The following is a 14,366-nucleotide window of genomic DNA, read 5'->3' on the forward strand; positions in this document are numbered from 1 at the left end:
CGTAAGCCGCGAAGCAGGGCCGCCTACCGCCGTCGATCAATCTGCAATCGAGACAAGCCCGGCGTTGGGTCAGCAGGAATTCCAGCGGACTGGGCACTCGAGCCCACCGGCTTCGCGGCTTACGCCGCTCCTACAACAACGGCATTGGACCAAGGGAGCCTCGCGGCTCCCTTGGTCGTTTTCCGACTCAGAAATCCATGCTGAGCCTTGCGTAGGTGTAGCGGCCGGGCAGGTCGTAGGTTCCCGGGTCATAGCCATTGAGCGTGCAGCTCAGGCAGATCGGCGGGTTCTTGTCGAACACGTTGTTGACACCGACGCTCACCTTTACGCCCTTCATCCACGCATCGGTACGCCAGCTGACCTGTGCGTCGTGATAGGTGGTCGCGCCCAGCCAGTGCTGATCGGCGACGCTGTCGGTGCAGATCGCAAAGCCGTTGGCACCGGCACAGCTTTCGCGCAGACGGTCGATGTAACGCATCGTCCAGTTCACGTTCCAGTTGTGGAAGTCCCAGTTGGTGGCCAAGGTCGAACTCCATTCCGGGATCGAGCTGTCACTGACTTCGATACCCGGACCCTTCGGCTCCGGTTGCCCGGATTCGTTGATCAGCTCGTAGCGCGTCACCCAGGTCGCCTTCCAGTCGAAACCGAGCTGGCCCCAGCCGTTCTCCGGCAGCAACCAATGTGCGTTGAAATCCCAGCCACTGGTGTTGATGGTGCCAAGGTTGGCGAGGATGTCCTCGAAGCGCACGATCTGGCCGCGGTCGTTGCGGGTATAGCTGGCACAGGCCACGGCATCGCGGGTATCGATGCAGCGGTCCATGATGGCCTGCGCGTCCGGTGCCTGGATGGCCTTGTCGATGGTGTGGCGGTAGAAGGTCACACCCAGGTCGAGCTTGCTGGCCCAGCTGCTGTCTTCGGCCCAGCTTGGGCTCCACACCGCACCGGCCATGAACGAGCGGCTTTCTTCCGGCTGCAGGTCGCGGTTGCCGGAGGTCACCACCGAGATCTGCGGATTGGCCTGTTCATAGCCCGGCGGTACGCCATCGGCCACGCACTTGGGGGTGGTGGATGCGGCGTTGTTGCAGGGGTCGACGATGGTGGCGTCGAAGCGGCTCAGCGTGCCGTACAACTCACCGATCGACGGCGCACGGAAGCCCTGTGCGAATGACATGCGCAGCAACAGCTCATCGGCCGGCTGCCAGCGCAGCCCGATCTTGCCGGTGCCGGTGCCGCCGAAGGTGGAGTAGTCCGAGTAACGGCCGGCAATGCTCAGGTCCAGGCTCTTGCCCCAGAAGCCTTCGCGCGCCAGCGGCACGTCGAACTCGACATAGCCTTCCTTCACCGAGTAGCTGCCGATGGTCACACCCGACGGCACGCCGTTGTACTCGCCGGCGACGGTGATCGGGTCGGGGTGGTATTCGCCCTTGTAGCGACGCCATTCGGCACCGGCGGCGAAGGACACCGGCCCGGCCCAGATGTCGAACAACTCGCCGGTGATATTGGCCGAGCCCAGCGACAAGGTGTTCTTGCTGCGATCACGCACGATCGGCGAGATCCACGCCAGCATCTCGGGGGTGATGGTGCCGGGGCCGCCAAACAGGTTCAGTGGCACGCAACCGGCGATGGCCGCACATGCTGCTGGATCGCCCAGTGCCTGGTTGATGTGTTTGATGTTGTAGCTGCCGGTATTGGTCTGGGTAGCCTTGCTCTCGCTGGACATCACATTGACGTCCCAGTTCCAGGTGCGCTGGTTGACCTCGAAGATGCCGTCCAGTCCGCCGGCGGCGTACCAGGTCTTGACGTCCTGCTCGTAGCGGCGCGGGCCGCCTTCCACCGGTCGTCGACCGAGCAGGAACAAATTGGGATTGGCCCCCATCGTGGTCAGGTCGAAGCCGAAGGGGTTGTACGGATTGTTGGCCGAGATGACCAGTTTGGTTTCGGCCCAGTCGTTGTACACGCCGGCATCAGTGCCGAGGAAGATCGGCTCCGGTGCGGCCTGGTTGGCGGACTCGCGCTCGCTGTACAAACCGCGGAACCAACCGCTGACATTCGGGGTGAATTCAAAGCGCACCTGGCCGAATACCGATTTGCGCTCGTTGGGAGTCAGCAACAGGTTGTAGGGTGCGAAGTTGAATCGGTTGGCGGTACCGAAGCGGATGAAGTCGCCGGGGAACGCGGCCCCGTTGGCGAAGTTGGCGCCATTGGGCAAGGTGATGTTGCAGGTCGCCGAACCGGGGATGGGATTGCCGGCAGCGTCCTGACCAAGCGGACACAGCCCGCCGTACGTATTGTTGCCGTCCGGCGGCGCAAACACCGTGCGGCCGCCTGGCGTGGCCGAGCTGCCGTTGGCCAGGCCGGTGCCTGGTACTGGCTCGGTCGCCCACTTGTATTCGGACGAGCTGATCTCTTTCTGCTTGAACCACGACGCTCCAACAATCCACTGCGCGCGTTCACTGCTGCCGCCGAAGCTCAGGTCGATGCTGCTGGTGTCGCCACCCTTGAGGTTGTAGTCGCCGTACTGCACCTCGACATGGCCGCCGTCGGCGCCCTTCTTGGTGATGATGTTGACCACGCCGGCAATCGCGTCGGAGCCGTAGATCGAGGAGGCACCGTCTTCCAGCACTTCGATGCGATCGACGATTGCCAGTGGAATGGTGTTCAAGTCCACCGACGAGCCCACGCCCGAGCCGGAGGATTCATTGACCCAGCGGATGCCGTCCACCAGCACCAGCACGCGCTTGGGTCCGAGATGACGCAGGTCCACCGTCGCCGCACCGGCGCCGACACCGCCGCCATCAGGTGGAAAACCAAAGTTGCCGCTGGAGTTGAGCTTGGTGCTTAACGATGCGCCGCTGGCAGTGAGGTGCTGGACCACGTCGGCGACCGAGCTGTAACCGGTGCGTTCGATGGCTTCGCGGCTGAGTACCTGCACCGGAACCTGGGTTTCCAGTTCGGCCTTCTTGATGCGGGTACCCGTGACTTGAATGCTGTCCAGGGTCTTGGGAGTACTGTCTGGCGCCTGTTGCGCGAAGGCCGCGCCGGGCAGCAGGCACAACAATGACAGGCGGACAGCGCAGCTCAGGCGGCGCGGGCGTAGCGGTAACAACGTCATCGGAATGCTCCTGGTGATTGCCGGACTACGTGCCCGCCACCATGACGGGCGTAGCCGATTTGTAAGCAATTCGTTAGGAGCAAACAAGCGGCGACGCCGCAACGCGAGCCTGAATCCGCACACTGAAACGGTAGTTACATCACCTCATCGTGCTGAATAGCCACCATCGACCAAGTGGTAGCTCCCGGTGATGAACGACGCTTTGTCCGACAACAGGAAGCAGGTCAATGCCGCTACTTCCTCCGCCGTGCCCAGGCGACCTGCCGGATGCAGCGCCACCAGCCCGGCATGGGCGCGCTCGTCCATGCTCTGCAGCAACGGGGTATCGATGAAGCCCGGACCTACCGCATTGATGCGCATACCGCGCGCGGAGTATTCCAGCGCCGCGCTCTTGGTCATGCCGACCAGTGCGTGCTTGGCCGCCACGTAAGCGGCCGCGCCGGCCCAGCCGTTGCTGCCGAGGATCGAGGCCATGTTGACGATGGCACCGCCGCCACTGGCAAGGATCGCGGGGATTTCGTACTTCATCGAGTAGAACACGCCGTGCAGGTTGACCCCGAGCACGCGGTGCCATTCTTCCAATGGGTAGTCGGCGGTCTGCAGGCTGGCGCCGCTGATGCCGGCATTGTTGACCGCCAGGTGCAGGCCGCCAAAACGCTCGTTGCAGGCGTTGACCATCAGCCGCACCGCGTCCGGGTCGCTGACATCCACCTGCAGGGCGTGCACCTGCTCGCCCAGTGACATGGCCACGGCGGTGGCAGCATCGCCGTCGATATCGGCGGCCAACACCTGCGCGCCGCGTGCGGCGAGTTGTCGCACCACCGCCTCTCCTATTCCGGAGGCGGCACCGGTAACCAGCGCAATGCGGCCGGCAAAATCCTGTTGCATGGGAAGCTTCCACAACTGCGGTCATTCCGCATATGGCTAGGCTCCCGCGTTTGCCTTACAGGCGCATTGCGCCGGATCAATCCAGTGCGGCAGCGGGCGTGTGCTGCAGCGGCGGCTGAACTCCGGCATGTTGCCCGGGGCGGGTATGCAGCGGCACGAAAGCACTCAGATCGGCTGCACGCATCGGCCGGCCAAAGAAATAGCCCTGCCCGTAGAGCACGCCGTTGCTACGGAAGAAATCGGCCTGTTCCTGGGTCTCGATGCCTTCCGCCAGGGTCTGCATGCCCAGGCTGCGTGCCAGCTCGATGATATGAATGGCGACCTGGCTGGTCACCGCTTCGGTGCAGGCGGTGGAGGTGAAGCTCTTGTCCACCTTGAGGATGTCGAACGGATAGGTGGTCAGGTAGGCAAGGCTGGAATAGCCGGTGCCGAAGTCATCGATGGCGATTTCGATGCCCATTGCGTGGATCGCTGCCACCACGTCCTGAGCGCTGGCTTCCTCCAGCAGGCCACGCTCGGTGGCTTCCACCACGAACAGGCCATTGCCGGGACCGATGGCGCGTTGCATTTCCGCCAGCAGCCGTGGGGTGTCCATCGATTGCAGGTCGCGTGGTGACAGGTTCACGCCGAGGCGGAAGCGCGGGTATTGGCGGAAGAAGCCGCTCAGGTCCTGGACCACCAGTTCCAGGACCCGGCGGGTGACCAGCTGGATCAGCCCGGCATCCTCGGCGAAGGGAATGAAGTGGTCCGGTGGCACCACGGTGCCGTCCTCGTGCTGCCAACGCAGCAGCGCCTCGGCACCGATGCAGGTGCCGTCCTGCAGGCAGAACACCGGCTGGTACATCAGGAAGAAATGCCCGTTGTTGATGGCGCGCAGCAACTCGGCACGGGTCGACCATTGGCGGCGGATCATCATCAACGCCATCCCCAGCACCGCCAGCCCGGCGATGATGCCGATCGGGATGAACCAGTGCGCGAACTGGGCCATGCGTGTATCGATCGTGGCCAATGGCGTGGCCACGATCACCCCGGTGCCGCCCGGGCGAAGTACGCGGCGCACCACCAGATAGCCCGCTTCGGCATCCGTGAAGTGGCCGTCGTTGTTCTTGTCCGCCGTCGTCGTGGTCCAGCTTGGCAGCAGCGTGCCCTGGCGCGCGGCGTAGCGGCCGTCCATGCTGTTGAACAGGCCGAGTGACAGGTCGGGGCGGGCGAACGGGGAGATCAACCCGTCCGGGAAGACCAGCAGCGCGTAGCCGTCCTTTTCCAGGATCACGTACTCGCGCCCGGGCAAGCCGGGCACCTGCACCTGGGTGTAGACCAGCACGCCATCAGCTGCACGCAGGGGGTGGCGAGGCAGCACGATCTGCCGCATCAGTGCGCCGCCGGAGGAGCAGGCGATCTTGCCATCCTGCAGGTACAGCGTGCTCTTGACGATGTGCGAGCTGATACCGAAGCGCTGCATACGCAGCAGCCCTTCCGGGCTGCAGGGGGCATCCCCGCTGCTGCGCATTTCCGTGCTCAAGCGTTCGATCACATCGATGGTGCCGGCAACCTCGCGGCGGATGCTCGCCGAGACGTCATCGAGCAACACGTACTTCTCGCGGATGGCCTGTTTTCTCGCCTGGTGCAGCGAGTAAACCACCGGGACACAGGCAAGTATCGCTGCGGCGAGCAGCAGCAACCCTGCGATTCGATAACGTTTTGTCATGGATGCGCCATCCCCGGTTGGCTGCCTACTGCATCACTATGTGACGTACATCAAAAATTTCCAGTGATTTATATTTATCTATGTGCAAGCCGGCTTCACGCGGCGCTGAAGGTATCCCAGGCCATGCGTGTGATCAGTACCACTACCAGGACCACAAAAAGCTTGCGAATCAATGGGGTGCCACCGCGCAGGGCAAGCCGGGTGCCGGTCACCGCGCCCAGCACATTGGCCGCCGCCATCGGAATGGCGAGCGCCAGAAGCACATTGCCGCTGGGCACGAAGAACGACAATGCCGCCACGTTGGTTGCCAGATTGACAACTTTGGAGGCAGCCGAGGCACGCAGGAAGTCCAGTCCGAAGAACCGCACGAACAGGAAGATCAGGAAGCTGCCGGTGCCCGGCCCGAAGAAACCATCGTAGAAACCGATCACCCCGCCCATCGCCAGTGCGATCAGCAACTCCCGGCGGCCAACCTCGCGTGGCCGGTGCAGCGCACCGAAGTCCTTCTTGGCCAGCGTATAGCCCAGCATCACGATCAGCAGGGTCAGCACCAGTGGCCGTACCGCCTCCTTGGACAGCAGCGTCACCGCAGTGGCACCGAGGAAGGAGAACGCAAACGCGGCGGCGGCCGCCAACAGCACCGGCCGCCACGGGAAGCGCACCGCGCGCGCATAGCGCAGCGCCGAAGCACCGGTACCGAACACCGAACTGAACTTGTTGGTGCCGAGCAGGGCCGCAGGGGTCTGCTGCGGCAGGGCAGTGAACAAACCCGGCAACTGGATCAGACCACCACCGCCGACCGCCGCATCCACCAGCCCCGCGATGAAGGCGATGACCAGCAGCCAGGGCAGTTCGGGGGGGATCAACTCCAGCATGGCAACTCCGGCGCAGGGCGCGACAGCATACGCTCAGTGCGGCGGTGTATCGCTTGGAACCGGGCCGCGCGGCAATTGCCCATGCAGCGCAGGCTGGTATGCACGGTTGTCGGCAGCCACAAACTGGAACAGCGCCTCGGCGCTCATCGGCCGGCCGAACAGATAGCCTTGGCCATACAACACCCCCCGGGAGCGGAAGAATTCGGCCTGCTCCGTGGTTTCAATGCCTTCGGCCAAGGTCTGCATGCCCAGGGTGTGGGCGAGGTCGAGAATGTGCTCAGCCACCTGGCTGGTCACCGCCTGGGTGCAGGCGGTGGAGGTGAAGCTTTTGTCCACCTTGAGGATGTCGAACGGATAGGTGGCCAGGTAGGCCAGACTGGAATAGCCGGTGCCGAAATCGTCGATGGCCAGTTCAATACCCAGTGCGCGGATCGCGTCGAGCACGCTCAATGCACTGGTCTCTTCCAACAGCGCACGCTCGGTGGCCTCCACCACGAACTGGCCACAGCCAGGGCCGATGTTCTGCAGCATCTCGCCCAGCAGCCCGGGTGTCTGTTCCGATTGCAGATCGCTGGCCGCCAGGTTCACCGCAAGGCGGAAGGTCGGCATGCGTCGCAGGAAGCTGCTCATGTCCTTTTCCACCAGTTGCAGCACTTGCCGTGTGATCTGCTGGATCAGCCCGGATTCTTCAGCGATCGGAATGAAGCGGTCAGGCAGCAGTACCGTGGCCTCCTCATACTGCCAACGCAGCAGCGCCTCGGCGCCAATGCAGCGGCCATCGTGCAGATCGATCAGCGGCTGGTACAGCAGGAAGAAGTGGCCTTTTCCGAGCGCACGCAGCAACTGGTTGCGTGGTGAGAGCTGGTGCCGGCTGAGCAGCAGCACGCTCGCCAGCACGCTCAAGCCGATCACGATGCCGGCCGGGATGAACCAGCGCCCGAACCAGGCCATGCGGGCATCGATGCTGGCAATTGGCGTGGCGACGATCACGCCGTCGTCCCCGCCCTGCATGATGTGCCGTACCACCAGGTAACCCGCATCGGCATCCAGAAAACGGCTCGATGCGCGCGCAGTGCTGGCGGAGGATGCCCAGTGATCGAGCACGCCGCCGTTGCGGACGCTGTACAGGCCGTTGCGGGGCGTGAACAGGCCCAATGACAGGTCGGCACGGACGAACGGCGCGATCACGCCCTCCGGGTATACCAGCAACGCATAGCCTTCCTTCTCCAATACCGCATAGCTGCGGTCATGCACGCCGGGCAGCCGCACATCGGAGTAGACATGGATGCCGTCGGCGCGCTTCGGTGGCGCGTGCCCAAGCACCAATTGCTGCATCAGCGGATCGCTGGAGGAGCAGACCACGCGATGGTCCTCCAGATACAACGCCGCGATGGAGATCTGGGTTCGCGCCGCTACCCGTTGCAGATGCCGGATGCCCGCAGGGCTGCACGCGGCCTCACCCCTGGCCGACATCTCGGTATGCATTCTGGTCAGCATGACGAGTGCATTGCGCACGCGCCGATCCAGCCCCTGTGCTACATCGTCCAGCTCCCTGTACTTGTCGCCGATGGCTTGTTGTCGGGCCTGATGCAATGCGTAGAACACGGGAAGACAACCCAGCAGCAAACCTGCAAGCAGGAAAATTGCAGCGATCACATGGCGGCGTTTCATGGCTGCCCCATCCGGGGATTGGCGGGAGTCGCGCAAATATGTGACGTGAATCGGCAAGAAAACAATGTGCAGACAACTGTCCACAAACCGCGTGGTTACACGCCACCCAAGCTGTCCCATGCCTTGCGCGCGATGAACATCATCAGCAACACAAGGAAAGGCTTGCGGATCAATGGTGTGCCATCGGCATCGCCATTCGTGTGCCGACCACGGCGACACGGACGCTGGCTGCTGCCATGGGTACAGTGGATCCAGTGGCTACGACGGTCCGGGTGGCAACAACGCCAGCATGGCAATGCCGGCGCAGGATGCGCCGTCATACGCTCGGCGTCTGGCCATCGCTTGGAACCGCAGCGTCCGTGGATGAAAATGCAGCGATGCAGATATCTCCCACTACTCCCTGTCCCTGCGGCCGCGACCAGGCCTATGCGGCCTGCTGTGGCCGTTACCACGCCGGCCAGGCCGCAGCTGACGCCGAGTCACTGATGCGTTCGCGCTACAGCGCCTATGTGCTCAAGGACGTCGACTACCTGTTGGCCAGCTGGCACCCGGACACCCGTCCGGCCACGCTCTCCTTGGACGATGCTCCCGGCCAGCGCACGCAATGGCTGGGACTGAACGTGCAGCGGCATGCAGTCACCGGCGAAGACACCGCCGACGTCGTATTCACCGCCCGCTATCGCGTAGGCGGTGGCAGCGCGGTGAAGATGGTCGAGCACAGCCGCTTCCAGCGCATCGACGGCCGCTGGTATTACCTGGATGCCGCTGGCTGAAGCGCGCGGCTTCCCGCGCACCGCGACGGGGGCGAGGCAGCGGCAGCGATCCCTAGTAGAGCCGAGCCATGCTCGGCTGGAGCCCTACCGGTGAAGCCTCCGCCGAGCATGGCTCGGCACTACGCTTCCGCTCCCTCCCTTGCGCTACGCGCAGGGGAGGGCTGGGGAGGGGTGCTTTTGGCTTTCGCCTCCCCAAACACCTTCAGCCTCGCGGCTCACGCCGCTCCCACAACCAAACGCAACCACACCGCTTATCATCAAGCTCCAGTGCAAGGAGCGTATGGATGAACCCGATCAACCTGCTGCGTGCAGGCACCACGATGGCAGCGCTCACGCTGGTCGTCCCTGCCCAGGCCGCAATCACCGACTTCGGCAGCTGTGGCGCCTCACTCAAGGCCGCTGCCGTTGCCCAGGGCATCAGCGGCGAAAAGTTTGATCAGGTCTTCAGCAGCATCACCCCCGACCTGAGTGTGCTGCCGTTGCTCGACGCGCAACCCGAGTTCACCACCCCGATCTGGGACTACCTGGCCTCGCTGGTGGACAGCCGTCGTATCGCCGATGGCCGCGCGCTGCTCAGCCAGCACCGTGCGCTGCTGGACCAGGTCAGTGCCCAGTACGGTGTCGATCCGGCCACCATCGTCGCGGTCTGGGGCGTGGAAAGTGATTATGGCCGCGTGTTCGGCAAGCGTCCGTTGCTGCAGTCGCTGGCCACCCTGTCCTGCAATGGCCGACGCCAGCCCTTCTTCAAGGGTGAGCTGCTGGCCCTGCTCAAGCTGATCGACAAGGGTGACCTGAATCCCAGCGGCCTGACCGGCTCCTGGGCCGGCGCCTTCGGCCACACCCAGTTCATGCCATCGACCTACGCCCGCATCGCCGTGGACGGCGATGGCGACGGCCGCCGCGATCTGGTCGCCAGCATTCCCGATGCGCTGGCCTCCACCGCCAACTATCTGAAGCAATCCGGTTGGCGCAGCGGCCAGCCGTGGGGCGTGGAAGTCCGCATCCCGGCCAACTTCAACGCCGCACTTGCCGGCCGCACCAAGCGCAAACCGCTGGCGGACTGGCGCGCGCTGGGCATCACCCTGGCCGACGGCAAAGCGCTGCAGGTAGCGGCCATCGGCGACGACAGCAATGCCGCCTTGCTGCTCCCGGCCGGTGCCAAGGGGCCGGCCTTGCTGGTGTTCCGCAACTACGACGCGATTTATTCCTATAACGCCGCCGAGAGCTACGCATTGGCGATTGCCACCTTGGCTGACCGCCTGCGCGGCGGTACCGGTCTGAGTGCCGCCTGGCCCACCGATGACCCCGGTATCGGCCGCGACGAGCGCCGCGAACTGCAGACCCTGCTGCTCGCGCGCGGGCACGATATCGGCAGCGCCGACGGCATGGTCGGCACCGCCACCCGCCGCGCCATCCAGGTCGAACAGCAGCGCCTCGGCTGGAAGCAGGCCGACGGCCGTGCCGGCACCCGCATCCTGCAGGCGCTACGCAACGCCAAACCGGCGCAGCCCACCGCGTTCCAGCTGCCGCCCAACTACCAGCAACTTGTCCAATCACCGATCGTACGGAGCAGTGTTTCAATGAAGGATGTGCAGGGCCTGAGCACAGGCGACTTCAAGGGCTTCACCGCCTGGAAGGTGGAAACCCCGTTCTCCACTGCTGCCATCAGCGTGTTTGGCGGCCAGTTGCTGTCCTTCGTGCCGAATGGTGGCCAGGACGTGATGTGGCTCTCGCCCAGCGCCAAACAGCCGCCCACGCCCATCCGTGGCGGTGCGCCGGTGTGCTGGCCGTATTTCTCGCGGCAAGGGCAGGGCAATGACGTGCCTGCGCATGGTTTCGTGCGCACTGTTGCCTGGGAGCTGCGCGACGCCCGTCGCGAAGCCGATGGCAGCGTGGTGTTGACCCTTGCACCGCCGCCGATGGACAACCTCGGGCTGCGCCTGCAGATGGTGGCGCGCATCGGCCGCACCCTGGAGCAGGAACTGATCACCGAGAACACCGGCAGCCAGGCGACCAGCTTCACCCAGGCCCTGCACAATTACTTCAATGTCAGCGACGCCTTGAAGGTGGATGTTACCGGGCTGGATGGACTCACCTACCTGGACAAGCTCGACAGCGGCAATGCCCACGTGCAGAAGGGCGACTGGAACCTGCGTGACCCGCGTGACCCCGGCCGCAGCGACCGCCTCTACACCCAGGCCGGCGGCCATTACGTGCTGCGCGACCCGGGTTTCAAGCGCGCAATCGACATCAGCACCAGCGGCAGCCGCACTGCCGTGGTCTGGAATGCAGGCGAAGCCGGTGCCGCGAAGATGGACGACATCGGTGCCGCGTGGCGCAACTACGTCTGCGTGGAGGCCGCCAATGCCGGCCCTGATGTGATCGAGCTGGCGCCCGGCGGACGCCACGTCCTCAAGCAGGTGTTCGAGGTGAAACCACTTTGAGTGCAATCCGCTTGTGACGCGCGCCAACTAGCGTAGATACCGCTGCCAAGAAGGCAGCAGTTGCTCCATCAAGGAAGAAGCAATGCCGAATATCCAGTGGTATTACACCGACGCCCAACACGAGCGGCAGGGGCCACTCGCCACCGCGCAGATGAAGCAGCTGTTTGCTGAGGGTGGGCTGACGCAGTCGGCGCTGGTATGGCGTGCGGGCATGGAGCAATGGCAGCCGGTGCAGGACTTCGCGCTGGAACTGGCCTGGCCGGAGCCGGCGGAAGGCAAGCACGAGGGCAGCAATCCGTACGCGGCTCCAGCTGCCGTTGTCGGTGAGCCGCCGCTCGCGCTGATGGACGATACCTTGCAGCCCTACGCCGATTTTGTCGGCAGCAACTTCGATAAGTACCGCCGGAAGTGGCACCTCGACGGAAAACATCCCCATGCCAAGGACACCTGGCATTGGCCTGCCTTCTGCTTCGGTTTGATGTGGATGCTCTACCGCAAGATGTACCTGCTCGCGGTGATGTGGGGGGGCGGGTCCTTGCTGCTTTCAACCGCGCTGCGCCTGTTGGGTATCCCGGATATTGCGGCATGGGGGGGCAGCATTGGTGTTGCGGTTGCCGCGGGTGGCCTGGGCAACGCCTTCTACCTGAAGCATGCGCAGAAGCAGATCCAGCAGGTGACCTCTGCAAACACCGGGGGCGCCCACGCGCTGCGGGCGCAGCTGCGCCTGCGTGGCGGAACCAGCATCGCCGCCGTGTTCACGGGTATTTTTGTGATGATCGTGATCAACGTGACAATCGTATTCACGATCATGTGAAAAGCGTCAGTGCGCACCGGCTGATATCGAGCCGATGCGCGCTGACTGCATGTACAGAAGTCAGCGCGGTGGCGCAGGCCGACGCAGCACCAGCAAGGTGATCACACCGGCCACCAGCCCCCAGAACGCAGAGCCAATGCCGGCCATCGACAATCCCGATGCCGTTACCAGGAAGGTCACCAGCGCCGGTTCGCGCTCGGCCTCTTCCTTCAATGCCACGGCCAGGCTGTTGCCGATAGTGCCGAGCAGGGCGATACCGGCCAGCGTCGCAATCAGTTCCTTGGGGAACGCCGCGAACACCGCCGCCACGGTCGCGCCGAACAAGCCGATCACGATGTAGAACACGCCAGCACTCACCGCAGCGGTGTACCGCCGTGCCGGATCCTCATGCACATCCCGGCCCATGCAGATCGCCGCGGTGATCGCGGCCAGGTTCAAGGCATAGCCACCGAATGGCGCCAGTGCCGTGTTGACCACGCCGATCCAGCCGATCACCGGCGATATCGGCGCGTCATAACCAGAGGCCTTCAACACCGCAACGCCTGGCACGTTCTGCGAGGCCATGGTGACGATGAACAAGGGTAGGGCGATGCCGAACAATGCAGCCCACGACAGTGTCGGCATGGTGAACACCGGTAGTGCCATCTGCAGCTGCACCTGTTCCATGTGCATCAGCCCCTTGCCGCTGGCGATCGCCACGCCCACCAGCAAGGTCGCGATCACCGCATAGCGCGGCAACCAGCGCCGCCCCGCCAGGTAGGTGGCGAACATCAACAGCACCAGCAACGGCTGGGTGTTCACCGAAACAAAGACATCCAGGCCGAAGCGCAGCAACACCCCGGCCAGCATGCCCGAGGCCAGCGACACCGGAATCCGCCGCATCGCTTTCTCGAATACGCCAGAGAACCCGGCCAGCGTGCCCAGTACCGCGGCCAGTACAAACGCACCGATCGCGTCCGACAGCGGCAGCGTGGTCGCCCCGACCACCAGCATCGCCGCGCCCGGGGTCGACCAGGCCGTCACCACCGGCATCCGGTAGCGCAGTGACAGACCAATACAGGTCACGCCCATGCCGATGCCCAGCGCCCACATCCACGACGCAATCTCGGCCTGCCCGGCACCTACGGCCTGCGCGGCCTGGAACACGATCACCGCCGAACTGGCAAAGCCCACCAGCACCGTAATGAAGCCGGCAACCACGGCAGGCAACGAGAGATCACGAAAGAACGAACGCGGAGCCGGAGTGGTCATCTATATAGAGGTGCAACGGATCAACCCGCATTGTGGCCCAGAGAGCTGCTCTGCGGTCCCAGACAAAAGTAGGCGGAGCAATAGCCCCTCTCCCGCTCACGGGGTGAGAGGGGCAGCTTGCGAACCATTGGTTCGCTGCCCATCGAACGCCCTTGCGCCAGCGTAAGGGCCGGGGCGCGGAGCGGGGGTTGGGGTGAGGGCAGCTCTTCGCCCTGCGACATGGCTGCCCTGGACCGGACGAGCCAAAGCGGCAGCATCACCGCCAAGCCGAGCGGCACATAGGCATTCGCGCTTGGCCAGACCGTCAGCAGGCCGGAATGCCCCACAAAGCGCGAAACCCAACCCGCAAGCAGCCCCACACTTTGCCAACTCTGGCCCCAACCGCCGATTTGCCGCCCTGCAACAAAAAGTGATTGCGATTTTCACAAAGATGTCTAGAATCCACCTCCTCGCTTCACGGCGCCGATCACAGCAGTGACCGACACCAAGAAACGACGTCACCAGCCTCGAAACAGGCTGTTGACGGAAACAAAAAGCCTGCCATAATAGGCGGCTCGCTTCGACGAAAAGCCTTCGGGCTCAACCTTGAAGCCGCCGAGTCAACAACCTCTCAAAAAGGTGTTGACGAAGCAGAAAAGCCGGCTATAATGGGCGGCTCGCTACGACGGAAACGTCGCGGCCTACGAAGAGGGCGCTGAGGCCTGATTCGAAGTTCTTTGAAAGTATGCGCAGGTATCTTGTGAGGACGCCTGCAGGAATGGATGACTGTCCATCTTGCAGACGTTTAATCAAGCAATGATTCAATTGTTTTAATGCAAGCGAAACGTTGC

10 protein-coding genes are annotated in these 14,366 nt (G+C 63.8%); 3 read left to right on the top strand and 7 right to left on the bottom strand.

Annotated features, from left to right (window positions below; genetic code table 11):
- Positions 1-187: 187 nt before the first annotated feature.
- From AC13FW_RS05600 to AC13FW_RS05620, 5 genes are all read right to left on the bottom strand, one after another.
- Entirely contained in the window at positions 188-3,112 is a 2,925-nt protein-coding gene (locus tag AC13FW_RS05600) for a TonB-dependent receptor (protein WP_482988459.1), read from the bottom strand.
- Between the two features lie 144 nt (positions 3,113-3,256).
- Positions 3,257-4,000 carry an SDR family NAD(P)-dependent oxidoreductase gene (locus tag AC13FW_RS05605; RefSeq protein ID WP_482988460.1) on the bottom strand — a complete coding sequence of 248 codons (744 nt, stop codon included), beginning with the start codon at positions 3,998-4,000 and terminating at the stop codon, positions 3,257-3,259.
- Between the two features lie 76 nt (positions 4,001-4,076).
- Positions 4,077-5,708, bottom strand: coding sequence for an EAL domain-containing protein (locus tag AC13FW_RS05610; RefSeq protein WP_482988461.1), 1,632 nt, complete (start codon positions 5,706-5,708; stop codon positions 4,077-4,079).
- Positions 5,709-5,803: 95 nt separating this feature from the next.
- Positions 5,804-6,583: a sulfite exporter TauE/SafE family protein gene (locus AC13FW_RS05615; protein ID WP_282267671.1), complete on the bottom strand. Its 780-nt coding sequence runs from the start codon at positions 6,581-6,583 to the stop codon at positions 5,804-5,806.
- A gap of 33 nt (positions 6,584-6,616) precedes the next feature.
- Positions 6,617-8,254, bottom strand: a complete 1,638-nt coding sequence (locus AC13FW_RS05620; protein ID WP_482988462.1) for an EAL domain-containing protein — start codon at positions 8,252-8,254, stop codon at positions 6,617-6,619.
- Between the two features lie 377 nt (positions 8,255-8,631).
- Here AC13FW_RS05620 and AC13FW_RS05625 point away from each other — a divergent pair, with 377 nt between their 5' ends.
- The 3 genes from AC13FW_RS05625 (at position 8,632) to AC13FW_RS05635 (ending at position 12,285) form a co-directional block, all read left to right on the top strand.
- Positions 8,632-9,027, top strand: a complete 396-nt coding sequence (locus tag AC13FW_RS05625) for a YchJ family metal-binding protein (RefSeq protein WP_482988463.1) — start codon at positions 8,632-8,634, stop codon at positions 9,025-9,027.
- Between the two features lie 320 nt (positions 9,028-9,347).
- Complete coding sequence (locus AC13FW_RS05630; protein ID WP_482988470.1) at positions 9,348-11,471, top strand: lytic murein transglycosylase; 2,124 nt, start codon at positions 9,348-9,350, stop codon at positions 11,469-11,471.
- 82 nt (positions 11,472-11,553) lie between these two features.
- Entirely contained in the window at positions 11,554-12,285 is a 732-nt protein-coding gene (locus tag AC13FW_RS05635; protein ID WP_482988464.1) for a GYF domain-containing protein, read from the top strand.
- Between the two features lie 60 nt (positions 12,286-12,345).
- Here AC13FW_RS05635 and AC13FW_RS05640 read toward each other — a convergent pair whose 3' ends face one another.
- Positions 12,346-13,536 carry a benzoate/H(+) symporter BenE family transporter gene (locus AC13FW_RS05640; protein ID WP_296252157.1) on the bottom strand — a complete coding sequence of 397 codons (1,191 nt, stop codon included), beginning with the start codon at positions 13,534-13,536 and terminating at the stop codon, positions 12,346-12,348.
- Positions 13,537-14,178: 642 nt separating this feature from the next.
- Positions 14,179-14,366 (bottom strand): hypothetical protein (locus AC13FW_RS05645; RefSeq protein ID WP_482988465.1); only part of this gene is annotated, 188 nt, incomplete at its 5' end.

The organism is Stenotrophomonas sp. 21LCFQ19, from assembly GCF_056861425.1.